The sequence below is a fragment of the Chryseobacterium koreense CCUG 49689 genome, from assembly GCF_001045435.1.
GTDB lineage: Bacteria > Bacteroidota > Bacteroidia > Flavobacteriales > Weeksellaceae > Kaistella > Kaistella koreensis.
In genome coordinates this window covers 1-22,822 of the sequence record NZ_LFNG01000003.1, presented here as the reverse complement: position 1 = coordinate 22,822, position 22,822 = coordinate 1, and the positions used below count along the sequence as shown (strand labels likewise).

At 34.7% G+C, this 22,822-nt stretch carries 24 protein-coding genes; all 24 read right to left on the bottom strand.

The features are described from left to right. Positions 1–17: 17 nt before the first annotated feature. A complete protein-coding gene (locus ACM44_RS02055; RefSeq protein ID WP_233701965.1) occupies positions 18–740 on the bottom strand; it encodes a hypothetical protein in 723 nt (240 codons plus the stop codon). Between the two features lie 77 nt (positions 741–817). Continuing rightward, a complete protein-coding gene (locus ACM44_RS02050) occupies positions 818–2,974 on the bottom strand; it encodes a JAB domain-containing protein (RefSeq protein WP_083993620.1) in 2,157 nt (718 codons plus the stop codon). 32 nt (positions 2,975–3,006) lie between these two features. Next, positions 3,007–3,711, bottom strand: coding sequence for a hypothetical protein (locus ACM44_RS02045; RefSeq protein ID WP_027376103.1), 705 nt, complete (start codon positions 3,709–3,711; stop codon positions 3,007–3,009). Further along, positions 3,701–4,540, bottom strand: coding sequence for a M23 family metallopeptidase (locus tag ACM44_RS02040; RefSeq protein WP_027376102.1), 840 nt, complete (start codon positions 4,538–4,540; stop codon positions 3,701–3,703). Before ACM44_RS02040 ends, ACM44_RS02045 begins: the two co-directional genes overlap by 11 nt. 1 nt (position 4,541) lies before the next feature. Then, a complete protein-coding gene (locus ACM44_RS02035; protein ID WP_048498453.1) occupies positions 4,542–6,530 on the bottom strand; it encodes a type IV secretion system DNA-binding domain-containing protein in 1,989 nt (662 codons plus the stop codon). Positions 6,531–6,542: 12 nt separating this feature from the next. Beyond that, a complete protein-coding gene (gene traN / locus ACM44_RS02030) occupies positions 6,543–7,439 on the bottom strand; it encodes a conjugative transposon protein TraN (RefSeq protein WP_241477128.1) in 897 nt (298 codons plus the stop codon). Next, positions 7,405–8,622, bottom strand: coding sequence for a conjugative transposon protein TraM (gene traM / locus ACM44_RS02025; RefSeq protein WP_048498451.1), 1,218 nt, complete (start codon positions 8,620–8,622; stop codon positions 7,405–7,407). The genes traN and traM overlap by 35 nt, the downstream gene beginning before the upstream one ends. Further along, the gene (locus ACM44_RS02020) at positions 8,612–8,971 is read right to left on the bottom strand and encodes a hypothetical protein (protein WP_152669282.1); all 360 of its coding nucleotides are present in this window, start codon (positions 8,969–8,971) and stop codon (positions 8,612–8,614) included. The genes traM and ACM44_RS02020 overlap by 11 nt, the downstream gene beginning before the upstream one ends. Positions 8,972–8,976: 5 nt before the next feature. Next, complete coding sequence (traK, locus tag ACM44_RS02015; protein WP_048498449.1) at positions 8,977–9,591, bottom strand: conjugative transposon protein TraK; 615 nt, start codon at positions 9,589–9,591, stop codon at positions 8,977–8,979. Between the two features lie 47 nt (positions 9,592–9,638). After that, entirely contained in the window at positions 9,639–10,862 is a 1,224-nt protein-coding gene (locus tag ACM44_RS02010; protein WP_048498448.1) for a membrane protein, read from the bottom strand. Positions 10,863–10,865: 3 nt separating this feature from the next. Continuing rightward, positions 10,866–11,690 (bottom strand): hypothetical protein, encoded by an 825-nt coding sequence (locus ACM44_RS02005; RefSeq protein ID WP_048498447.1) that lies wholly within the window; start codon positions 11,688–11,690, stop codon positions 10,866–10,868. Positions 11,691–11,725: 35 nt separating this feature from the next. Then, positions 11,726–12,400 (bottom strand): hypothetical protein, encoded by a 675-nt coding sequence (locus ACM44_RS02000; RefSeq protein ID WP_048498446.1) that lies wholly within the window; start codon positions 12,398–12,400, stop codon positions 11,726–11,728. Between the two features lie 9 nt (positions 12,401–12,409). Continuing rightward, complete coding sequence (locus ACM44_RS01995) at positions 12,410–12,976, bottom strand: hypothetical protein (protein WP_241477127.1); 567 nt, start codon at positions 12,974–12,976, stop codon at positions 12,410–12,412. Positions 12,977–13,104: 128 nt separating this feature from the next. Next, positions 13,105–13,761, bottom strand: a complete 657-nt coding sequence (locus tag ACM44_RS01990) for a hypothetical protein (RefSeq protein WP_048498444.1) — start codon at positions 13,759–13,761, stop codon at positions 13,105–13,107. Next, entirely contained in the window at positions 13,748–16,813 is a 3,066-nt protein-coding gene (locus tag ACM44_RS01985; RefSeq protein ID WP_048498443.1) for a TraG family conjugative transposon ATPase, read from the bottom strand. Before ACM44_RS01985 ends, ACM44_RS01990 begins: the two co-directional genes overlap by 14 nt. 16 nt (positions 16,814–16,829) lie before the next feature. Then, positions 16,830–17,135: a DUF4133 domain-containing protein gene (locus ACM44_RS01980; RefSeq protein ID WP_027376090.1), complete on the bottom strand. Its 306-nt coding sequence runs from the start codon at positions 17,133–17,135 to the stop codon at positions 16,830–16,832. Further along, positions 17,135–17,428: a DUF4134 domain-containing protein gene (locus tag ACM44_RS01975; RefSeq protein WP_394330162.1), complete on the bottom strand. Its 294-nt coding sequence runs from the start codon at positions 17,426–17,428 to the stop codon at positions 17,135–17,137. Before ACM44_RS01975 ends, ACM44_RS01980 begins: the two co-directional genes overlap by 1 nt. 62 nt (positions 17,429–17,490) lie before the next feature. Then, on the bottom strand, positions 17,491–18,030 hold the full coding sequence (locus ACM44_RS01970) for a hypothetical protein (protein WP_027376088.1): 540 nt from the start codon (positions 18,028–18,030) through the stop codon (positions 17,491–17,493). Positions 18,031–18,070: 40 nt separating this feature from the next. Continuing rightward, on the bottom strand, positions 18,071–18,721 hold the full coding sequence (locus ACM44_RS01965; protein WP_027376087.1) for a ParA family protein: 651 nt from the start codon (positions 18,719–18,721) through the stop codon (positions 18,071–18,073). 11 nt (positions 18,722–18,732) lie between these two features. Then, positions 18,733–20,127, bottom strand: coding sequence for a relaxase/mobilization nuclease domain-containing protein (locus ACM44_RS01960; RefSeq protein ID WP_316932545.1), 1,395 nt, complete (start codon positions 20,125–20,127; stop codon positions 18,733–18,735). A gap of 92 nt (positions 20,128–20,219) precedes the next feature. After that, complete coding sequence (locus ACM44_RS01955; protein WP_034690471.1) at positions 20,220–20,573, bottom strand: hypothetical protein; 354 nt, start codon at positions 20,571–20,573, stop codon at positions 20,220–20,222. Beyond that, on the bottom strand, positions 20,533–20,724 hold the full coding sequence (locus ACM44_RS01950) for a hypothetical protein (RefSeq protein WP_152669281.1): 192 nt from the start codon (positions 20,722–20,724) through the stop codon (positions 20,533–20,535). The genes ACM44_RS01955 and ACM44_RS01950 overlap by 41 nt, the downstream gene beginning before the upstream one ends. 95 nt (positions 20,725–20,819) lie before the next feature. Then, entirely contained in the window at positions 20,820–22,580 is a 1,761-nt protein-coding gene (locus ACM44_RS01945) for a T9SS type A sorting domain-containing protein (RefSeq protein ID WP_048498442.1), read from the bottom strand. 126 nt (positions 22,581–22,706) lie between these two features. Then, the coding region (locus tag ACM44_RS15125; protein ID WP_160303951.1) for an ATP-binding protein at positions 22,707–22,822 on the bottom strand (116 nt) is incomplete at its 5' end.

Here is a 22,822-nt window from a genome sequence, read left to right as displayed (position 1 = left end):
AATTGAATGTGCGGGCACTATTTTTTCTTTTTTACAAACTCATTAAAATCAAATATTTCTTTGGCTTCATCGTCCCAATTCTTTCTGGTTAGCAGCTGAAGTGTTACGAAAATATCTTTGTCTTTATTGTAAGAATCAATTCGTTCAAGCCTTCCGCCGTAATCAATTTCTGCGTGCCTATAAATAGAATAAGGCAAAATAGTGTCGGTTGGAAAGATGTAATAGCGTGAAAAACTTTTTGCAGAATTTACTTCAAAGCGTTTATAATTTTTATTGAAGAGCACGGTGTCGCGAATGTTTTTTCGATGAAGATAATTTGGAATCCACTCCTCTGTGAAAAGTGCGCCTTCTTTCTTTTTAGTAACTGAAAGTGCCTTTTGATGACTTGGAAGATCTGAAAGAATTGCACTGCCACTATTCTCAAGTCCAACATTAAAATAGATTGAATCTTTGATGTAGTAAATGTTTTCGGTCACTTCTGGAAAATTCATATCCGGTATTAACTCTATCAGGTTAGAACCTGAATAATTCATTCTTGAAATGTGAAAATTCTGCACCTTATCCAGTCCTTTTGAGGCATCCAAATAAACATTAGAAATAAGATCCAGACCACCCTTTTCAGGTCTTATTTCTTTTCTACAAGAGTAAGTCACCAGTAATACTAGGGGCACTAATATTAATGTTACTTTCCTCCGTGACCTGCATATACTTCTACTAAACATCCTAACTTTGTGTAACATATCTTTGCTTTTAAAAAAGAAAAAAAACGGTTAATTAGAGTAAACCAACCGTTTTTATAATCCAACGATTGACGGTCTTACCTTTTGATACTCTGTTCCTTCACCTTATTTTTATCGTGCTTATTCTCGTTCTCCAAACCTTCCAGAGGCTTATTGGTATTAATCCGGTTCAAGTCCTGATCGTAGATACTCAAGTTCTTGTATTGCGGATTGAGCACTGCTTTCCCTTCCACAACATTGTCGTCCATTTCAAATTTCACTTTGACCACATTCCCTTTTTCTAAAGATTTGATCGTACTTTCTTTGTACTCTGGCTTGTCGAAAATTAGGTTAGATTTTTCTACGATCTGATCGGTATCTACCCCATAATTTTTGTAGAAATTTTGGAAATTGTAATTTCCTTTTTCCGTTTTAGGTTCTGCAAAATTGAGTTTTACAAATGCCGGTTCCAATTGTTCTGTTTTCGGATTAGTGAATTCAATTTTTACAGATCGACCTTCTAATAAATTAACCGCTTCCTTTGCAGTAAAGGTATTCTCTCTGTTCACTGCGAAATTCTGGGATATTTCTTCTCCTTTCTCATTATTCAAAACAGCTTGATAGGAATTAAGAAAAACTCCTCCACTGTCTGTTTTGTTAAATTTCAACGTAAAATCCACTTTGTTACCAGGTGATGCTTTGTCTGAAATGGTTTTAATTTCAAATTGGTTTTCCGCGGAATTCATTCCTGTTTCTAAATCTTTGTGAAGTTTTTCACTCTCACCAAACCCAAAGTATTTCAGTTGATTTTGCAAATACTCTACTTGGTTAAATTCTTTCTTTTCCATAATTTTTGATTTTTGATTTTGTTTATAATTAGTAATATTTGAATGTTCCCGTACTTCGCCATTCATTTCTCTTGGACTTTTCAACGCTCCGCTGTCAGCGAAGGATTCATATAATTTTCTACCATTACCACTGTTAAATCGAATTGCATCTAAAATTTCGATTCCTGAAAAATGTAGCTTCTGGTTGTAGGTGTTAACTTGCTCCGGAGTGATATTATTTCCATACAAAATGCACTTTGATCCACCGAACTTTGCGACCTTCCCGATGATAAAATCAAGCTGATTATCAGGAGGCATAATGAATTTCCCCACGATATTCAACTGGTTGTTGAGCACCAATAATTCTGTCTTATCAGAGATCCCGAATTTTTGAGAGGTAATAAATTTTGCAATATCTGTTGAACTCGTAATTTTCACGGGTTGATAATTTTCTACCAGAACCTGTTTACTAAAAGAATAGGGCTGTATTTCCTTGAAAGATTCCGGATTAGATTTCATATAGATATGAGCAGTTTCATTTTCATCAAAAACGACATACTTTCCGCTTCTTAAATTGATGATGACCCCACTATTTACATTAATATCTGAATCTTCTAATGCCTTTTTCAACTTGTTAATACAATCCACATCTGCTTTAGAAACTTTCAGATTTCCGCTCGGATGGTTATGTACCAAAGTGATTGCTGAAGGGTTTGCTTCAAGTACATTTCCGATCAATAGTCTGTTATCAACAAATGCTGCATCAAAAGTTCCAGTGGAAATATGTTGAACAAAATATCCTTTGTCTTTAAAGTCATAAACTAAAAAAGCATGCTCTACAGCTTCATCTTCTAAGGCTTTAAAAAGCCAGGCAACATCATCGATACTTCCGATTTTTTCATTCCCGAAGAGTTGCAGTGATTTGTTCTCGGCAAAACGTCTTTCCACTAATGCAAAATCGTCGGATAGTAAAGGATCTTGCGGTTCCCGTAGCAAATTGGATCCGGCACCAGTTTCATTGGGATTGAACAATTTAAAAGGTAATTCTTCGCCAGATGATGTTTTTGCATACCTTGTCGTTGCATCCGCTTCAAAACTAAAGTTTGAGTTTGCCGATATTTTCGTTTTGCCATTTGTTGTAATCGATCGGATTTCATTTTCATTTTTCTGAATGTGAGGATGGTATTTATCTTCGAGTTCTTTTCTAATTTCCTGGATAGGAATAACCGCTTCGTAATCTATTAGATGCGGTTTTGTTCCTTCTGCTAATCTTACAACTAACGATTCTCCAGTTTTAAAATAATTGAAACCCATTTTCATAAATTCGAGATTAGCAATCGCTTCATCGATGTCGGAAAATTCCATTTTTTGAAAACCTGCGCTTTCAACTTTTTCGTTGTACCTGCCTATTTCTAATGTTATAGTCATATTTAGTTTTTAGAATTGGGATTTTTAATAGTCTATCTTTTGAAACCTCGCGACTTCTCCTTCTTTTCTTCTTGGTCGAATTCTTCGTCTCTTTTCCGATGAGCATCATGGTATAAATCGGGATCATTCACATTGAGCTGAACTTCTGATCGTCCTTGTTTTGGAGAATTGCTCTCATTTTGTGAAATACTATTTATGGTGTTGATTTCTTCTGATACAATGTTCAAATCGCTAGTGATTTCTTTCGCGATCTCTGGAAACTGATCCATTTTATCCTGCAGAAAACTTTTCAGTTTTTGCAATTCTATTTTGTAACGGTTGATTTCAATCGCATCTTTTTTATCGGCTATAATTGCAGTCAGTTCCATTGCGTTTTTCACCAAATCAAACTCAACCACATTTTTGGTTTCTTTATCATATACAAAGGCTTTCTTTTCGAAATTTAATTGGTTCTCACCTTTTGATAAATCCTTGATTTCCGAATATTCTATCCTTTCCTTACTTTCAGCCAAAATGCTAGAAATATTCTTATCTCTTTCCAGAAAAACCACATTTAAACGGCTGTTATTTTCAACGAGCTGAAAAGTTGCTCTGTTTTTATCATTGTCTGCAACAATGGTATATCCACTCAGAAACTTCTGGATATCCTCTGCAGATAGTTTTTTTGAAAATGAATTATCGGGTTCTACAATTCCATATTTCTTTAGGTCTTCTGTGGGTAAATTGTTAGTTTGCATAATGTGTTGCTATTAAATTATTTGCTTTGATGAGATCATTTAAAAAATGAATTGGGTTAATGTAATTTCCATTTTCGCTTACTGAAAAATGAAGATGTGCACCTGTCGAATTTCCGGAGTTTCCACTTTTTGCAATGATAAATCCTGCTTTTACATATTCTCCAACTCGATAATAGATTTCAGATAAATGCAGATAAGAAGTGACAAAGGAATTAGAATGTTTGATTTTAATATAATTTCCACCCCCTTTAGAATCCCAACCTGCCACCGTTACAATACCATCCATTACTGCATATACCTTTTCGTATGATGCTTTTAGATCTGCCCCGTTGTGCATTTTCTTTATTCCAAAAATAGGATGAGTCCGGGATCCAAAAGAAGAGGTGACAGAAATTCTATTTTTGAGCGGCATGTGAATTCTGGATGTTAAGTTTAGTTCGTTGTCCTCTATAAAATCAAAGGTTTTCAATGGTTTAGATTTTTTTATCAGAACTGCATTTGCTTTCAAAATGATAATTAATGAATCTTCAATTCTTTTAAAATCAAAATTTTTATCCTTGATTTTCGGAGCGCTATTTTTAATCAACGATGATTTTAAGGAATCAATTTTTCTTTTCAATTCTGCTTTGGAAGGGGAACTAAATAATTTTATACCTCTGTTTATCTTTTCACTTTTATCGCTTTTCTGATTTTGAATTTTTAAGTCCAAATTTGTAATTGATTCTTTTTCAACTTTACTTCGCTTCAAAGTATTGAATTGAGCATTCAATAACTGGCCGCACATAACCCCGAATAACAGAAATGCTATTTTAAATTTCACCTTCATCATTTTATGCTTTAGCCGTTTCATTTACTATTAATTCTACTTCCATATTTATTTTCCGGAAGTTGGTCATTAGGACTTCCTCTTTTCTATTGTTTCCTTTTTTGTCCAAGAATGAGTAATAATCAGGCATTGCCACATAATTTTCTTCTTCATTTTTAATGGCATTCATATCTAGATTAATTTTTCCACTAATCGCAGAAGTTCTGTACTCTTCTGTATTATTTTCTTCACCTTGCGCAATCATTCCAACCATCTCACCGGTTTTGAGTGCTGCTATTTTTCCAGCGGGAATCATGAAATCCATTTTCTCATTGATGCTTGTAGAAGTTCCTGTTTGAGAAATGGATTGCGAATAACTTTTCTGCTTGATTTTTCCAAACATTTTCTCCATCCAGTCCAAAGTATTTTTGTCTCTTGCTGATCCTGAAATGATATTTCCTACAATCGCTGAGATGGTTTCTGCTACTTCTTTTTTGTAGAATTGTCGCAATTGTGGAATTTCCTGCAAGCCTAAAAGCACAGCAATTTTATTACTTCTGGCCGTTGCCACAACATTGTCAATTTTGTGAATGTAAATTGTTGGGAACTCATCTGCTATAATTCCACCCGGCAAATTATTTTTAGAATTAATCAGTCGTAATGTTCTATTTAAAATAGATGAATACAAGGCTGAATTAATGTCTTGCGTTCCCGGATCGGAAGCCAAAATGATAATCGACGGTTTTTCTTTATCAGTTATTTTCAACTCTACTTCATCACCTGAAAAAACCCAAAAACTTTCTTTGGTCGCCAATCTGGAAAGGAAAATTTTTAATGTTCCAACTTGTCCTTCTAATTGGTCAAACGCTCTATTATCATACGCGGTTTTAAATGGCGAAAGCAGGGAAAATATTTCTTCATTCGAGAAAAGAGTATCAAAAATATCTTGGTAACTCCTGTTCATAAAAGACAGAATATGCGGTAAATCTGAATATTTTCCATTTTCAAATCGTGCAAAGAAATAAATGCAGGAGGAAAGAAAATTTATTGCCGACTGCGTAAAAAATGCTTCTGATCCGCCGCCAGAACTTGGACCACCTTTTTGCAAAGAGGAAACCATAGATTCTGCCATTTCCTGTGCTTCTGCTAAAGTTTGGATGTATTCTTTTTTAAATGGATTTACCCTTTTTGATTTTTCAACCTCATTTAAATTAATTACATGAAATTCATGTTGATACGCAGGATCTCTGTGTTTCTTTAATAAATAGTGATAGTAGGCAATCTTCGCTAAATCTGGAAATTTAAAATCATAGATACAAAGACAAAAACCTTTATTAATCATCTGGCGAATCGCAGGATTAATAACCCCAAAGGATTTTCCTGATCCTGGCGTTCCAATGACCATCGTACCTCGAAAGGGGTTAATGTTAATCCAACCCTTATTAGTTTTTTTATTAAATCTAAAGAGATATGGAATGTTCACAGACGTATCCGTTTTTACCAACTCTTGATTTTGAGCAAAACTTTCTTCCTCAATATTCCATCGATCTTTTCCCATTTTCTGCTGCATCAATTTTGAGATATTATCTGCACCGACCTGCGCTATCAATGCACCTAAAAATGAAAGAAGGGTGTAAATGATTTGATAGAAATTTAAAGGCGGAATAACCTTTGGCAATGCATTGTTGCCTGCTTCTGAAACAATTAACAAAGAACTGAACATCAAGGCTAATCCAACCATTATTGGTAAGATTATTTGCTTCCCAATATTAAGATCAATTTTTTTCTTGGCTCTCGTTCCAATCGCAACCAATGCTATTAATACTATGGTGCAAAACTTCGCATTCAGAGGTGGGTAAAATAAACCCATCTTCGAAAATTTCGTGAGCAAATCAGTTACAAATGGGATTTTTGCTGAAAGGAAAAACAGAGATGTACAGTCCAACAAAACGATGAAATAAACCATCTTTTGGAAAAAACTGTAAATCTTTATTTGATTCTGTTGTTCTTGCATTTTTTGCTTTCTTTAAAAAGTATCTGCATTCAAAATATCAGAATACTTGACGGTCATTTCTATCGCTCTACCTGATAGTTGTTCTTCCAGCAAGCGTATTTTCATCACTTTACTGTTTGGGTAAGTGAACTTTTTAAAAACATATATATTCCGATAGTTTTTCTTGAATTGTTTCTGATTATACAGCTGGTAAACTGGGTTCAATGCAATACTTTGATTGTTTGTTGCTTTGTAAATTTTCTTGTCTTCTACGGAGAATTTTATCGCATCGATATCATATCCTAAATTTGTCGAATTAAGAAAAGTCATATCCAAAAATATGTAGTCATTAACGACGTACACATTATTTATCTGCATTGTCTGTTTTAAACTTTTTACTTCACGGATTGGTTTGTTCACCATCTTTTTTCGTAGAATATCAAGCGAAAATTTTTGCAATTCTGTATTTGAAAAAGCCAATTTGGGATATTCCAAAGGTTGCATATCTTCTGGCTGAATTTGAATATTCGTTACAGCATCTCTTTTAAAATTTAAATAGTTCACTTTATACTGCACCATAAAAGATTGGCAAACAATCGTAATTACACCCAAATCATTAAGGTCAATATTTTGTTTGGCAGCAATGGAATCTGATTCTGACACCTCAGTAATTTTAATTCTTGCGATGTTTTCAGCAGGTAAATCTCCTGTCAAATTATTGGTAGACAAATCCACAAATTGAATCGGTTCAGGCGAAATAATATGAAGACTAATACCTTTTGAAATTTCTAAATTGGTGAGTTCTGAAACTCTTTTTTCAGATATTTCTGTTTGGGCGAAAGATGATGCTGACGAAAAAAGGAATATTCCGCAAATCAGGTTTTTTATTGAATTTTTAATCATTAGTGTTTTTTTTAAGTTCTTTATCATTGATGAGATAGATGTAGGAATTGTATTTTAATTTCGCTTTGTTCTGGCGAATCATATTAGAAATCGTTTTTGAAGTAGAACTGAATAGACTAGAAAATAAACTTGTGAAGAAACTTTCACCTCCCTTATCCATTTGAGTTCCCTGTACAGAATTACTTCCCATTTCCCGTAGCATTTCTCGGAAATCACTTGCAGGAACATACAACCCTTGCATTCCATCCATATCAAAAACTGAAAGATTTACTGGTAGAATATTTCCATCCTTTAAAATTGATATCACATTCAGATTTACCCGTTGCATCGCGAATCCAGAAATTTGACCGTAGAGAATTGTTCCCTTATTTATTTTGTGTTTTCCAACATTTATGTCTTCAAGTAATCTGAATCTAATCCTACTTCCTAAATAACCTTTAGTGTTCTCATCAATCACCGCTTTAATAAAACTATCACCGTTTTTCTTGGCAATTGAATTAAAACTGGGATTAAGTGAAGATTTATCGACGCGAAGTGTAGAATTTAGAAAGGCAGCCATCTTTTCTTTATTCATTTTTATCTTATTTTCTGCTGCAAGCGCCGATTGATATTCTGGATCTTTGGCTTTTTCCAATGAGTCCATCATCAACATTTGCTTTTTTAACATCTTTACCGGATCATTTTCGACTTCATTTCTTGCCGATCTGAAACTATTTTGGTTAGCAGAATTCGGATTTTGCCCACTTCCATTACTTTCATTATTAAGCATCCTAATCATTTCTGCAGAACGTTGAAAATCTTTTTCATCAAAATTTCTTTGGGAGTTTTGTTTATAATAAGACTCATTTCCAACATTACCATTTGCTCTACTATTTAGACTTCTTACCATTTTTATAGAATCGATATACCGCTTTTGCTTGTCATCTAAATTGTCAGAATAATTTTGCAAACTGTCCTCATCTTTATCAATACCGTCGAGCATTGAGCGTCCATCTCCTCTTTCGAATAAATCATCATATGCAGCATTTTTTGAAAGAATGGAATCCTGCGTTTCCCCCAAATTCAGAGAAAGGTCTTGCGATAGTTCTTCTGGTTTCTTCTCTTTATCCATATATTTCGTGGTCTGGAAGCCGAGAAATAAAATGACCGGCAAGAGGATCAATGGAAAAATATATTTGGGTTGTTTAAAATTAATTTTCTTAAAGTCCATTTTTTAAAGTTTGATATTGGTGGAACAAATATTCTATACGCAGACTGTCATTTTTTGATAATGGACCGCTTTCTCTTTTCTTCTTCAATGATTGGAGTTCATTTACGATGACATTCATTTTCTGGTCACTTTTCTCCATATCCGCCTTTACTTGGTCACTTTCAGAATACATCGTCGGAATTTTAATTCCCGTAGAAACTTGAGGTGTAAAAAAGTAATATTGAATGAAAATCAGCCCAAAAGAAATTACCAAAACCACCATCACATACCGATAGACTTTCTTCGGATGATTGTAAATCCACTCTTTTAATCGAAGTAGATTTTCTTTAATCGAATTATATTTTATCATCGTCATTAGTAATTTGATTTTGCTTTGTTCGACAATTCACTGTTATCTAAAATCCTCCAGTTTCGTAATAAAACGCCATGTGGATTGTTGGGACTTCTAATCATATCTTCAAAATTCCCTTCTGTAATTAATTTTCTAATGATTAAAGTGTTTTTCCGATTAATCATTTGAGTTCCGTAGTAGATAAACTTCTTGTTTGGCAAATCCATTTTTATCGAATCGTTGCGAACCGTAACAAGAGAATTACCCGATATGATCTGATTATAAAAACCTTTCTCTCTCAAATTGGTATATTCTTTTTTACCGCTATCATCAATGAGATAAAGTGATTTTTCAACATTTTCTTTAATGTATCTGTCATCTGGAGCAAGCGTGAAAAACAAGCGATGAAATAATTCAATTTGAGATTTATACTCGACCGGTCTATTTAAAAGTTCATCGGTTTGCTTTACCAAAACTGGTATGCCATTATCAATTACATAAAGTGATTTTCTGGAATCTTGGACTAGTTTATAGGCGAAAACAAATCCTACAATTACAATCAAAACAGCAAACAGAATAGATGCTATGGAAACAACCTTATTGATTTTTATTTTTTGTTCTATATTTTTTACAAGCATTTTAAAGTGATTTCAGATTAGAATAGGGTTGCAAATTAATTTTTAACCTATTTTTTATTCATTTTATTTACTGATTTAGCAATTTCTCTTGCCGCCGTTATTGCACCTGCTGTTCCTCCGACTGCCGCCGCTGTTGCTGCTCTACCGACACTTGCAACTGTTCCACCTGCTGCTTTACCTTTGCTCATAATTCCAGCACCACCTGCGGAAACAATGGAATCAGCGATTGAGGGAACCATAAGAATTCCAATACCAGTTATGATGTAAGCAACACAAGGAAAAAGCGCGGTGTACATCATTCCGCTGTTTTGAACATACACCCGAAGCGTATTCATATCTGCAACACCCGCTGAATCAATAATAAGTGCGTATCGATCCAGTTCCATTTGATAACCAGACATAATGAGTTGTTGACCAATATTAATTATGGTGTAAGTGATAAAACTGTAAAGATTGATGTTGATGAATTTGGTGACCCAATTATTAAATGAATTTTCAAAACCTGGAATAAGTGACATTCCAACGGCAATGGGACCCAAAACGATTAAAACATAACTCCAAATTTTTTGAATAAAGAAAATGAGGTAAGTACAAACCCGAAGTATTGTTAAGGACACCGCTTCTATAATTTCAGACAGGGTTTTTTGGATTTTAAATTCCATTTTCATGTACCACTCTTTCGCAGGTGCCAATAATTTATCGACATCGATATCAAACCAACTGTCGTCTGCTTTTTTCTCCAGTTTGTCTAAAGTTTCTTGTTTTGCCTCTTCTTCAGCCTGTGTTTTAATTAAAACTTCTAAAATTTGATTTTGCTTTATAAATCTTTGTACACGCAGATCATTTGCATCTTTCTCTATATCTTGAAAAAGCGCAATTCCTGGTTCTGCAAGTGATTGCAGTGGATATTGAATCATACTTGTAAAAGCACCCCAATACATTAATATAAAAGCAATAATTGTAGGGCGGATCATTGGTGTTACTTCCCATGGTCTGGCTCCCTCCTGCATTTGCCACCCGAGATAACCCATATAACATAGTGCGCCAAAACCACCAATCGCCTGACCAAGCATTACCGCTCCGGCAGATTGTGCCGCCATTGTTGTATCTAATTTGGTAAAAGCCTCCATAAACCACTTTTCAAATGCACCGTCTCCTTTCAGAAATTGCAGCAGTTTATTGTAACTTTCGGTATCATCAGTTTGTCCGAATACCACGGTTGGCAAAAGAAATAAGACAATACAAATGATTAGTGTGAAGTGATTTTTCATAATTTAAAATTTATTATGGTATTCAATCATTATTTTTTGCGCGATTTGTACATCTACAGAATTCCAGTCAGTTCCTAATTTTGTTTTGGAGATTGTGAGCAATTTTTTATAGTCGAGAAATAAATTGTTTTTTTGATCGAAAGCTCTTAACTGGTTTTTAAAATTTCTCCAACCAATTAAAGTTTCATGATACATAAGAAATCTTTTTCCGCGTGGCACATCCAAGGTTCTAGAATTTTTGTATTTATCTTTTAGTAGGGCTAATTCTTTTTCTAGGTGCGAAATCCCTCCATTTGCTAGCATGTTTTGATACGTTTTATCATCCTTTAATTGCCACTGAATGTAATTTTGAGGATTTGCAGGAAACGCATTTAATGGATTCAGCATTCGATTGTAATACAATAACCAAAGTGGATCAGCAGAAACGGTAGCGGAACTCCAATGCGCTAAATCCTGAACATTTCGAGTATAAAGTGTATCAACCTGAATTTTAATTTTTTCCGCTTCTTTTCTTTGTAGTTCCAGTTCAACAAGTCTTTGTACTTCCAGACCAGTTGGTTTTAATGGACGGATATCTGCTCCGTCTTTATAATCTCTGTTTCTCGCCGGAGCAAGCCAACCCCAAACCGTCGCGTAAGCAAAGTTGGTCTGTATTCCTAATAAATACTTCGGATAGGGTCGGAAATCTCCCCAAGATTCAAACACCATTCTCTTATTGTGCGCAACGATTGAAGGATCATTTAGCCTTTTTACTTGTCCGAAAACACCTATCGTACTGAAAGAGAAAAGCAGTAGTGAAAATGTTTTTATAAATTTTTTTTTCATCATTGTGTTTATTTTTGTGTGAAATACTCTGGAGTTAATTACTTTACAGATAATATAAATTTGTACTTTTCGATTATTCCTTTTACGATCATTCTATCTAAATTGACATACGTATTGATGGTTGGGATTTGGTAGATATAAGGTATTTTCTTAGCGTTTTTCAGTCTGATTTTTATGCATACTAAATACCCATTAATCATCTGTGCTTTAGTCGATAAATTTTGAATAAGCACCTGTCGGTCATAAGGATCCATTAAAAAATCATTTTCTTCAAGCAGAATATCATTCGTTAGTTCTGATTGCATTTTCAAAAGTTCCTGTGCCGCACCGATGTAAAATCTATTCAGCAGAATGGCATATTCCGGATATTGTACGGTGAGAGACAAAACATCATTTGCATTGACGCCGATTTGAGCAAAGGTTATGGACAAATAATACAATTGTTTTCCCTGCTTAATGGCGGAATTCACATTAGTAAGTTTATCATAGATGAAATTTTGAATAGCAACGATTTGTGCTACTTTTTGATTGATTTCATCATACGTTTTTTTCTGTTTTTCATAAGAGTTTAGATAAGAATCATTGCTGGCCAAACGAACCGCTTGATTTTTGGTAATTTGCATCAACAATTGATCGTTATACACAATAGTTTGAGCGCATAATTTTAGATTAGAACAAAAAATTGCAAGAGTAAACAGCAAAATATTTCTCATAAAACTGATTTAAAAATGACTAATAATTTGTTCTACAATCTGTTTGTCTTTATTGATATAATTAAGAATCACAAATTTTGTCCATTCTACTTTCCGTTTTATATCTCGAACTTTCATTAACATAAAAAGAGAATCTCTTCTCAAATTGGTCACCTCTCCTAATGCGTATTCCAGTAAGATTTTTCTTTCTGCTTTTTCCATTTGGTTGATAGCGCCATAAGAAAGCACGATACCTGAAAGTAATCTCACCACCATTTGCATATCATCTACAAACTTGATTTCAGCAGGTAATACCACAATCAAAGAATAGGGAGCCGTTTCGATTTCAGTAATAATTTTCGATTGAATATCTTGGATTTTCTGACTTTCCAAAAAAATGGCATAACCTGTTGGAATTGCTTGCATGGCAAAATCTACCAATCGTAATCTCTCTTGAATTTTGGTGGTGGTTTCTTTAAATTTTTCCCATTGTTTTTTGTTTACAACTTCCGTGGTTAGATTAATATCCTGCCTATTTTTCATCGTTTTCTGCCGATCATTCTCTTCCATCGTGTGCCGGATTTCTTGATTCATCATTGGAAAAGACACGTTTTCCTTTTGCCAAGGCGGAGTTGTATTTCCACCCGAAGATGTTAAAACCACGTAAATGGCAGGTAAAATAATGGAAAGGATCAATCTCTTTTTCATGCCTCGCTTTTTTACTTTTAAAATCTATTTTTGTAAGTCCACATGATATTTTCCACAATACTTCGGTCCGTATTGATGTAGCCTTGAAATGGATTTATCGATTGAAACCAACCCAGTCTGATTGCTCGTTCAATATTTAATTTCGTGGCAAGCAACCAGATTTTGAGCATGATTACGTTTTGCGAAACTGAAAAAAGCAATTTGTACCGATCACCCGCAGTCGCAAGATTTAATTCTCCAGGTTTTAATAGGTCTGTTACATCGGTGGTCAATTTTATGACCTGTTCATAAGCTTTTTGCGTTGCTTTCACACCAAAAACTGAGTATTGTGGTTTGTCTCTTGTCAATTCTAAAATGTCGCTTGAATATTGTAAGCATCGATCTAACTCATTATAAATACTCACAACCTGAACTCCATTTTTAAGCGTTCCGGAAACTTCATTTAGACCCTTTAATACTTTGTTTTGAATATTATTGGCAACAGTCATTTGAGTACTCACCCAAGTTTGAGCCTGCTGTAATTTCGTCTGCTGCTCCAAAGTTTTTTCCTGTTGATTTTCTAAATTATCAGAATATAGTTTCAGAGCGAGCGTCGTAGTTACATCGATGTACGTGTTTTGAGCAAAGGCAAAACTTCCAACCATTAACAATACTGAAATGCTAAACTTTTTCATATTTAAATTTTTTAGATTGAAGGAGTTCTTTGAAATTCATTTGGCTATCCAGTAGTTCTTGACCAATTATTTTCAAAATGCTTTGTTGATTGTTTTGTTCTTTTACATGATTGTAATAATCAAATACATCCTGATCCAATGGTTGTTGATAAAGATTCACCAAGCCAACCATGTTTTCCATCTTATCATCAAGATTCTTAAAATCCTTGACAAATAATTGAAGGGCTTCATCGTAATTTTGACAATGGTCTGCGTAATATTCAATGGCTATTTTTTCCGGCTTTTCTGTGGTATAGGTCAAATATTGTTCAAGTGAAACTTCATTTCCATAGACCTCTCCTTTAGATCCGCGCTTTATATAAAACTCTTTGAATCGACTGCGTCCGAATTTGTTGTTCAGATTATTAATGGTGAAAATCTTATTCTGTTCCACTTTATTAAGGGAAAGAAGAGAAGCGATTTTGTCAAAATTATCTTTGAATTTCGTCTGATCTAATAATATAAAAGTGTCAGAATTATTGATGATAGAATCTTTAACGACCGTATTTCCTATAATATCATCTAACTCTTGAGTAACCACCACGGCTTCACCCCAGAATTTTCGCACCGTTTTGTACAGGTAAAGGATATATCCACCCATTAATTTAGATGCGATTGCTTTCCAGGCCTCTTCGATTATTAAAGCTTTCCTTCTGTCTTTCCTCAAGCGCATTTTCTGGATGAAAGTATCCATGATGATGAGCGTTACGATGGGAAATAATTTGGGATTGTCTTTTACATTATCGATTTCGAATACGATAAAAGGTTCATCAAACAAAGTATTATCAGCATTTTCATTCAATGTTGTTCCATATCTTCCTCCTTTATAAAAATCTTTTAAAACAAATAAAAACGTGCGAAGTTTAAATTCACTTTCATCAATTTTATGTTTTTTATTATTCAAATAAATCGGTAAAAATTGATCGCAGTAATCATAGAAACTATTGAAAGACAATTCCGAAACAGAAAGTTTTTCTTCTAATTCGATGATTCTTTTTATTAATGCATTTCTAATTGCAAAATCCCATTCATCACTATTTTCAGGGCGTTTGATAATGGATTTTGTCTTGGTGATAATGAGTTGTGTTTCGTCATAAATTTTTCTTCTCTTCTCATCATTTAAAGTTTCATAGGCTTCAAATACTTTATAAAATTTAGAAACATCATAATCCGGATTATTCACGTTTTTATCGGGATGGAATAATTGAATTAACCTCCTTCCCTTATCTCTAATATCCGTTGAAGAAGCATCAAATGCAAGTTCTAAAACATCATAATAATTTTCCTTTTCTTTGATTTCGTTCTCGTATTCCGCATAGATATCTTCCTCATGAATGTTATATTTTCGCAGATACTGAAATAATTCTTCCGAGGTTTTGGTCTCAAACCAATCACTTCCACCATTGAAAAACTGATGGTAATAAGCCATCAACACATTATCTAATATTGATTTTTGAGTAGAACTCATCGATGCATCTGCTCCCTGCCAAATGAGAAAAATTAGATTGCTCAAAAATTCTATTTTTTCGATATTGAATTCATTCTTATCCATCAGAAATGGATTCATCGTGATAGGCTTTTCTTCAGTATATTGAATATATCGCCCGCCTTTATAGGCACAAAGTCCAGAATATGAATCGCCTGTATCTACAATGATCACGTCATAATTGTAGGTGAGATATTGCTCCACAATATTATTCATCAAAAAAGATTTACCCGAACCGGACGGACCAAGTACAAACTTATTTCTGTTATTTATCCTGCCGGTTTTCATGGGTAAATCTGAAGGATCAATCTTTAATGGAACTCCTTGTCGATCGGTAAATCGCAGGTAGAAATTGGAATCTTCATTCACGGGGTAACTTTCTTTAAAAAAAAAACAAAGCGCCGCTTCGCTTGTCGTTGTAAAAAGATCGTATGATTTTAATTCCACCGCATTGCCTGGAATACAACATCTAAATAGTTCCAACTGATTGTATGAATTTTGCGAAACAATAATCCCTTTCATAAACAGTTTGTTCTCAATCAGAGACTGGGTTTCTTCCATTTTTTCCAGCGAATCTGTGGAATAGGATATTGAAAAATGAGCATCGACTATCAGTTGACCGTCCATTGCAATATTGTGTAAGAGTTCCTCTATTTCCTCCGCTACAATGGCATTAGATGGTGAATTATTTGCTACCCCTTCGTGTTTTTTCTTCTTTTTTTCTAGTTCCCGTTGCTTGGGTGCTTGCTGAGGAATGGAAATAATTTGATTATAAATAATGGTATTATAGTCTTCCAACTCATTGATAAAAGAAAAATTATCCACCGCAGTTTCTGATGCGGAGCCATTTCCACCTAAATAGGAATAGGTCTCAATTTCAGAAGGCAACTCAATTTTTTCTACATCTACAAAACTGATTGTTTTTACGAATTGTTTACCAATAATCAGATGCTCACTCGTGGCTTTGATATTATTAAATGAAGGTGTTTTCGCAAAGTTCACCGTAAGAACACCGTTGATGTAGTACTCTAAATCCTTTTCTTTCAGAAACTGCGGGGCGCATTCATTCTGAGAAAGCAACATGAATATCTTAAGACATTTGTCTCTAAGCACTTTATAAGATTTTGCAGAATATTTATAGGTATTCTTCTTTGAGTTTTGATCTACAATGTCTGTGAACAATAAAAGCGTGTCAATTGTTTTAAAAAGTCTTCCATCAAAATGTTCTGAATATTTTTCTTGCAGAAATTCGTTTGATCTTTCTGCCACATATTCTTTTTTGCTGAAAATATCAATCTTTTGTACGATATGATTTTCACCGATGATTGCAACAACTTGGTTCAAAATGGTATGAAATTGAAGATAGGCATCCGGATCCGCAGAATATTGTTCCACATTATTTTTAATCTGGATTCCAATAATTGGATTACCAAACTGCCCAATAAGTGCATCAAAATTCCAATTATTGTCTTTTCCATAATCGTAACCGATAAACGGAATTTCAAATGTCTTTTTCTTTAAATTCATATGTAGATTTTTGAAATTAGAGCTTAGTTTTTAGTGTTCTATACTTGATATTTTTGAGGTTGGATGGAATGATATGAAGCTCTTTTTCGTTCTTTGTTTTATTGTACAGCCCTTTAGAATCCTGTGTTTTGTAACTGAGAAAAACTCCGGTTCCACCAATTGCGGCTCCGATGAGCATTCCGAAAATCCCAAATAGTGAGGAAAGAATTGCGACGGTGAGGAGTCCGCCAATCGCTGAACCCATTGCATAGTAGATGTATTTATCTTTCAGTCCGAAAAATATAAGGGGTTTTTTAAGCCCCTTATAAAGAAAATACCCCACTAGAATATTGCTGCAATAAAAGTCGGAACTAACAGTAGGAAAATACAGGCACCGCCCCAACCAACAATCTCTTTGTTGATGTCCTGGTCTCCATTCGTCCATTTGTTATAAATCCGGATTCCACCAACCGTTCCTACAATAGCACCGATTGCGTAAATCAGTAATCCAAGATCATTCATATAACCTGAAATTGTAGTTGCAGCGGCGCCCAATGCAGCACTTCCACCAGATTGCGCAAGCGCCGTACTCAAGGAAAAGAGTACTGCAAAAGCAGTTAAACTTCTTTTCATCATTTTGTGTTTTTTTAAATTTTGAATCATCTTCTTTAAAATATTTAAGGTTTAAATTGTAATTTTTAAAATCCTGCTGCCTGATAGACTTTATGGCCGTTCGTATTCGAAATCATTTGCACGGTCGTTTCTGCATCATTCAACATTTGGAACCATCTATCGTTGTTGATTTTGCGAAGATTCTGATTCGCTTCGCTCTCAGCTTCATCTCGGAGATTCGCCTCATTTCTTTCGGCCCCAATTACTTCATCCAAATTATTATCATCTCCAACAAATTCTAGAGTCCCAGAATCAAATGAATCTATATTTTGTTCCGATTCAAATCTTTGTCGCCAAACTTCTATATCTTCTCTTTCTTCCGAAATTTCAGTGTCAACTGGAAACTCTTTTTTGTTAAATGATTTCGGCGTATTCAGATTTTCTACATCTTCTATTCCGACGGTTGTTACTGCATCTCTATTTTGCTCTTCAAATTCTACCAGCGAAAAGACATTAATTTCCTCGGTAACTAAAGTAGATTCCTTTTTCACGAATAGATCGTACACGATATTTCCGATATAGTAAAGGAAGTAAAGCACGAGAAGAATGATTAGAAATTTTGTCATATTCAATAGTTTTTCAAAAGATTGGTAGTGAATTATGGGATTAAATATTGGTATCCAGGGTTTCATTGATACAGGTGATTATTTCATTAAATGAATTTCTAACCGCGTACTTCTGTTCATAGTTCAGTTGCCTGGTATTAATTGTTTGCAGACAATTTCTTTTAAACACTGGACTTTTTAGTAGTGTTCCGTATTTTTGTATTTCAGCGTCCATTCCTTCCTGATTTAGATATTTATAGCCTTTGTCATATTTCGAGCGAATGAAAACCCGCTCTGCCTGACTTTCCAGCATTCCTAAAAAATTCACAAATACCAATGTGGACTTTGCAGACACATCTGAATACTCAAATGGAATGATGATAAAATCGCTGTAAATCAATAAATCACTGTACTTTGCATCAAGCGTACCGGCCAGATCAAAAAGATTGATGTCATCATTATCTTTCAAATCCAAGATCGTTTCGTAGTCTGAAAAAGGTTGCTCTACTTCGTCTCCTATAATTTCAACATCATATAATTTGGGCAGATCCAATAATTCATCCTCTTTCCATTTCTGGTAAAATGACTTTTGATAATCAAAATCGAAAACATTTATTTTCCTTTTTGAGATGGTGGAAATGTAATTCGCAAAAGTGATTGCAAGTGTAGTTTTCCCCGTACCTCCTTTTTGAGTTGCAAAAGTGATTATCATGCGTATTTTTATTATTTCCGTTTTCTTCTTTTCCTTTTGAGTTCGTTTTCTCCGGGATCTTTTGGTGTTCCTGAAGTTTTCATGACTTCAAAAAGCATTTCATCTACAGCTTTCATTACTTCACTTCTGGAATGTTTTTCATGTTGTGATTTTTCACTATTGCCTATTTCTGAATTTAATATTCTCTGATATTCCTTCTCTCCAATCAAACTCTGCACTTCAACAACAAAACGGTATTTTATGCTAATAGCATAGGTTTTTCCACTCCCACCTCTTATAATTGAAACATTGTCATCATCACTATTTTTGTCTGCTTTATTTTTTAAATGATTTCTAACTTCGCTTTGGATTCCTCTATAGGTTTCAAGATCTTTCTTCGCTCTGTTTTCAAAAAGCATACACTCTTGCAGGTTCGCTTCCGGATTATTTTTATTTAAAAAGCCCAACAGAATCAATTTTGATTCTCTATCTGGAATAGTAAAATCCTTCAAATGCTCGAAAAGGCGTTTGTCAACTTTCTCCTTGGTAAACCCAAACAGTTCACTCATTTTTAATACCTCACTACCTTTATAGACTCTATGTGATTTATGATCGATCAACGAATATCCAAATGGTTGGTCATTATCTTTGTGATGAAACACGATGTCTATCCCAAATAATTGCCTCAGTTTCTGCTGCAGTTCACTTTCAAATTCCAACCTTATTTTAAGTTCATTTTCGCCAAACTTATTTTTTGTTGCAGGAAATACTGATTCTTGTTTTCTCTTGTCTTCAACCCTAAACACTTTGTTGGAATGAAGATCTTTGTACTTTATTAAGATTGCTTTTATCTGATTCTTCCTGCTGTCATTTTGATTCTTCGCAAAATTTATTCTCTCAATATTTATTGTCCTATGGGTCACTCCGTTCTTTAGGATATCAAAAGCATTTTCATCCAGTTTGTTTTTAATCATTTTGAAACCATTTCTTTCAAGTAAAGTTTCCAGTTGCTTGAAAGTGCGGACTTTATAATTCAATAATTTATCAAGTTCCTCATCGGGTTTAAGATGGTATAGTTGTTCAAGGGTTCTACTTAATGCTTCTTGCGATTTCAGTTTTTCAAAACTATCGTGGATCTTTTTTCCGGTAGTCTTATCTACTCTTGTCGATACGATGTGGACATGGTTATTATCTGTGTCATTGTGAAAAACTACGGTAAAAGGCTGTTTCCCGTATCCCATTTCACTCATGAAGTTTTCTGCGATTTCGGCAAGTTGTTCTTTGGAATGTTCCTGAAACTTTGTGGAAATCATGGCATGAAATTGAGGTTTGATTATCTTTTTGTTTCCTATTGAAATGGCCCTTAAATAATCTCTTACTTGTTCTTTACCACTCGATTCATTAATGAAAGAAGGAAAGTTTTTCATCGACATCAATTCCCCTTTTCCATTGGTAATTTTTTTATCGTTGTAATTCACCCCTGGGAAACTTGAACCTGCCGCCGGCATAATTTTTACGATCATTTCGCAAGCATAGAATAAATCTTTTCAAATATTTCATTCTGCCTTATCTTTAGAAGTATCAGCTGACGAAGCGTTTCCGAAAAGTTCTTAAGCTCCGGTTCGGAGATATTCTTTTGTCCGTTCACCATTTTCGCTACTTGATTAATATTAGTTTCTATTTTCACAAATAGATAATCTTGTTTTTCGATGAACGCCAGTACTTCTCTCCTTTCGTTATCTAACAGTTTTCCCTCTACCGAGTTGACGATAAAACTGGTTAGTGTGATCTGCCTTTCTGAACAGAAATTTATCCAAACCTGTTTCCTCTCCTTATCTATCCGAAATTTTATTGTTTCTGATTTTTCTACCATACTTTTTATGAAGACCGACATAAACAATCATAAACACAGATAACGCTAACAGGAATGGGATAAATTGGTCAATAGAAACCGTGGGGTTCCCACCGCCGAAATCCGGTGGTGCGCCCGGTCCGTCACCTCCGACAGACTGTTTTTGTTCCATATAAACATTGTCTTTGAATTGCGCATTAAGAATACCATTGCATACTATTAAGGCAACCAGACACAATCTCATCAATTTATTTTTCAAAAAAATTATCATCTGTTTAATATTATTTTAGAAATTACAGTTTCACCTTTGTTTGAAATGATTTGAACCGTGTACATGGATTTTATACTATTGTTCAGTTCAATAACAAATGGGGTTGATGGCTCAATATTATTAGTCTCTGTAACGAGACGTCCGCTCATATCAAAAACAGTAACTTGAGCGCTCTGCCATTCCGGATCGAATAAGACCACATAGCTCTTTATACTCGGGTTGTATGTTACGACCGTTCGATTCGCTTTAATCGATGTAGAGGACGAAAGTGTTTTGGGAGTGCCATAATAAAGACCATATGTTTGGGCAATGAGGGGAACGGTGTCGCCTTGTTTAATTTCTATTTTTTCACCGCCGTCAATCTCATAAAAGAATTTTTTGTTTGTCGATAAATTTCCTTCTGCAACTAATTGGGCATTTTCACGGATTTCGAATTTCAAATATTTACCGCCATAAACGGCCATTGAAACTTTTTTCCCTTCGAAATCTCCTTCATTCGCTTCATTGATGTAGAGCCTGTATTTCGTGGCGAAATTTTCATCTATACCTCCGGTCTGAGTATTTTCTTCGTAAGAACTTATTAGACCTGAATTGCTGGCCTGGGCCTGAACTGAGTATTCACTTGGGTTTTCATTGTTCCCAGTTTTAAAATGAGGAGCTAGGGCATAGTAAGTTTCACCAATCTGATTGTAATTATCATCTAATAACAAGACGCCTAACTGCTTTACCGAAGTGCCATTTATCAGGTTTGCGTTTACATGATAATTAATGTTTTCCTGTCGGGGAATATTTGAAAATCTTCGAAGATTATCAAAATTCAAAATGGCTGGAGTACTATTGCGTAATTTTATTTTAAAAGTACCAAGAGGCTTTATCACCAATGCATTGATATTACCCACAGGACGGTTGTTGATATCGAAGGTCACGATTTGATTAGCGGCGTAGTTTGAAGTTGTTCCTGAGGCGGTACTGAAATGGACATTAGTTGGATTGACGGCAATTCCCCAAATGTTATCAATATTATTATTGTCGCCAACTACTGCGCCCAGCAGCGTCTCATTTATTCCTATTAAAGACAGATCCAGGTTCGTGAGAAAGGGATTAGAAAATTGATAGATAAACTTGCCGTAAGTCTGTTGCCACGAATTTTCTATTTCGAAAATATCACTGACATACGTGTTATATTTTTCTCTGTATAAATTTGTTCCGGTTCCATTAGAGCCAAACTGAACTGTTTGGGGACTTAATAGTAAAGTCAGATGGTCTGCGTAAGGAATTCCGTTTATAACACTTACATTTTCTGGGATCAGACCACCTCCCGTTCCGAGTGCGTAATAAGAAGCCCGGTCTTCAAATTTTGTTTTATCCGTGAGCTCAACGGTGATCCCTGGAGTCTCTGCAGAATTGATCGGAGTAGCCGGGATGATCGACCCATCAAATTGAATTAAGCTGTTATTCCATTTAAGAATTTCCGTTTTGGTCCATCTTTGATTAGTGAAAACAGTATTAATTTCAGATTGTAATGTCCCAAATTCCTTATCAAAAAACGGCACACCAATTTGCTGATAATCCCCATGTTTATTACTCGCAAACTCTTTACTCACTACCAAACTAATTTGGTTTTGTTCTAAACCTGTAATAAATAATTGACCGTATTTAGAAGTTTGCCAATTAGCTGGATCTGTTAACCGCAAGAAAAAATTTTCGTTAGTGGCATTAATTTGGAAACTTCGGTGATATTGACCACCCAGTTTCAATTTAAACTGACCACCTAAGTTCGGTTTAAACTGACCACCTAATTTCGGAGTAAACTGACCACCCCTTTTTTCATTCAGTGAACTGCTTTTTTCATGTGTTAATGTAGGTTCAAATTTAGATAAAAATTACTGTTTGTTGATGCGTTTCTTTTTTCTCATGGATTCGCCCTGAAGTTCCAGTCGGTGAGATTGGTGGACAAGGCGGTCCAGAATGGCGTCGGCAATGGTTTTTTCACCGATGA

Excerpts from the sequence above, each read along its gene's own strand:
- ACM44_RS02000 (WP_048498446.1), bottom strand. The coding sequence starts at position 12,400 with ATGAGAAATATTTTGCTGTTTACTCTTGCAATTTTTTGTTCTAATCTA.
- ACM44_RS01950 (WP_152669281.1), bottom strand. The coding sequence starts at position 20,724 with ATGGAACAAAAACAGTCTGTCGGAGGTGACGGACCGGGCGCACCACCG.
- ACM44_RS01995 (WP_241477127.1), bottom strand. The coding sequence starts at position 12,976 with ATGATGAATCAAGAAATCCGGCACACGATGGAAGAGAATGATCGGCAG.
- ACM44_RS02040 (WP_027376102.1), bottom strand. The coding sequence starts at position 4,540 with ATGATGAAGGTGAAATTTAAAATAGCATTTCTGTTATTCGGGGTTATG.
- ACM44_RS02055 (WP_233701965.1), bottom strand. The coding sequence starts at position 740 with ATGTTACACAAAGTTAGGATGTTTAGTAGAAGTATATGCAGGTCACGG.
- ACM44_RS01965 (WP_027376087.1), bottom strand. The coding sequence starts at position 18,721 with ATGATAATCACTTTTGCAACTCAAAAAGGAGGTACGGGGAAAACTACA.
- ACM44_RS01975 (WP_394330162.1), bottom strand. The coding sequence starts at position 17,428 with ATGATGAAAAGAAGTTTAACTGCTTTTGCAGTACTCTTTTCCTTGAGT.
- ACM44_RS01985 (WP_048498443.1), bottom strand. The coding sequence starts at position 16,813 with ATGAATTTAAAGAAAAAGACATTTGAAATTCCGTTTATCGGTTACGAT.
- ACM44_RS02035 (WP_048498453.1), bottom strand. The coding sequence starts at position 6,530 with ATGCAAGAACAACAGAATCAAATAAAGATTTACAGTTTTTTCCAAAAG.
- ACM44_RS01990 (WP_048498444.1), bottom strand. The coding sequence starts at position 13,761 with ATGAAAAAGTTTAGCATTTCAGTATTGTTAATGGTTGGAAGTTTTGCC.
- ACM44_RS02050 (WP_083993620.1), bottom strand. The coding sequence starts at position 2,974 with ATGACTATAACATTAGAAATAGGCAGGTACAACGAAAAAGTTGAAAGC.
- ACM44_RS02010 (WP_048498448.1), bottom strand. The coding sequence starts at position 10,862 with ATGAAAAATCACTTCACACTAATCATTTGTATTGTCTTATTTCTTTTG.
- traM (WP_048498451.1), bottom strand. The coding sequence starts at position 8,622 with ATGGACTTTAAGAAAATTAATTTTAAACAACCCAAATATATTTTTCCA.
- ACM44_RS02020 (WP_152669282.1), bottom strand. The coding sequence starts at position 8,971 with ATGATAAAATATAATTCGATTAAAGAAAATCTACTTCGATTAAAAGAG.
- ACM44_RS01970 (WP_027376088.1), bottom strand. The coding sequence starts at position 18,030 with ATGACAAAATTTCTAATCATTCTTCTCGTGCTTTACTTCCTTTACTAT.
- traK (WP_048498449.1), bottom strand. The coding sequence starts at position 9,591 with ATGCTTGTAAAAAATATAGAACAAAAAATAAAAATCAATAAGGTTGTT.
- ACM44_RS01960 (WP_316932545.1), bottom strand. The coding sequence starts at position 20,127 with ATGAAAAACTTTCCTTCTTTCATTAATGAATCGAGTGGTAAAGAACAA.
- ACM44_RS02045 (WP_027376103.1), bottom strand. The coding sequence starts at position 3,711 with ATGCAAACTAACAATTTACCCACAGAAGACCTAAAGAAATATGGAATT.
- traN (WP_241477128.1), bottom strand. The coding sequence starts at position 7,439 with ATGATAAAGAACTTAAAAAAAACACTAATGATTAAAAATTCAATAAAA.
- ACM44_RS01955 (WP_034690471.1), bottom strand. The coding sequence starts at position 20,573 with ATGGTAGAAAAATCAGAAACAATAAAATTTCGGATAGATAAGGAGAGG.
- ACM44_RS02005 (WP_048498447.1), bottom strand. The coding sequence starts at position 11,690 with ATGATGAAAAAAAAATTTATAAAAACATTTTCACTACTGCTTTTCTCT.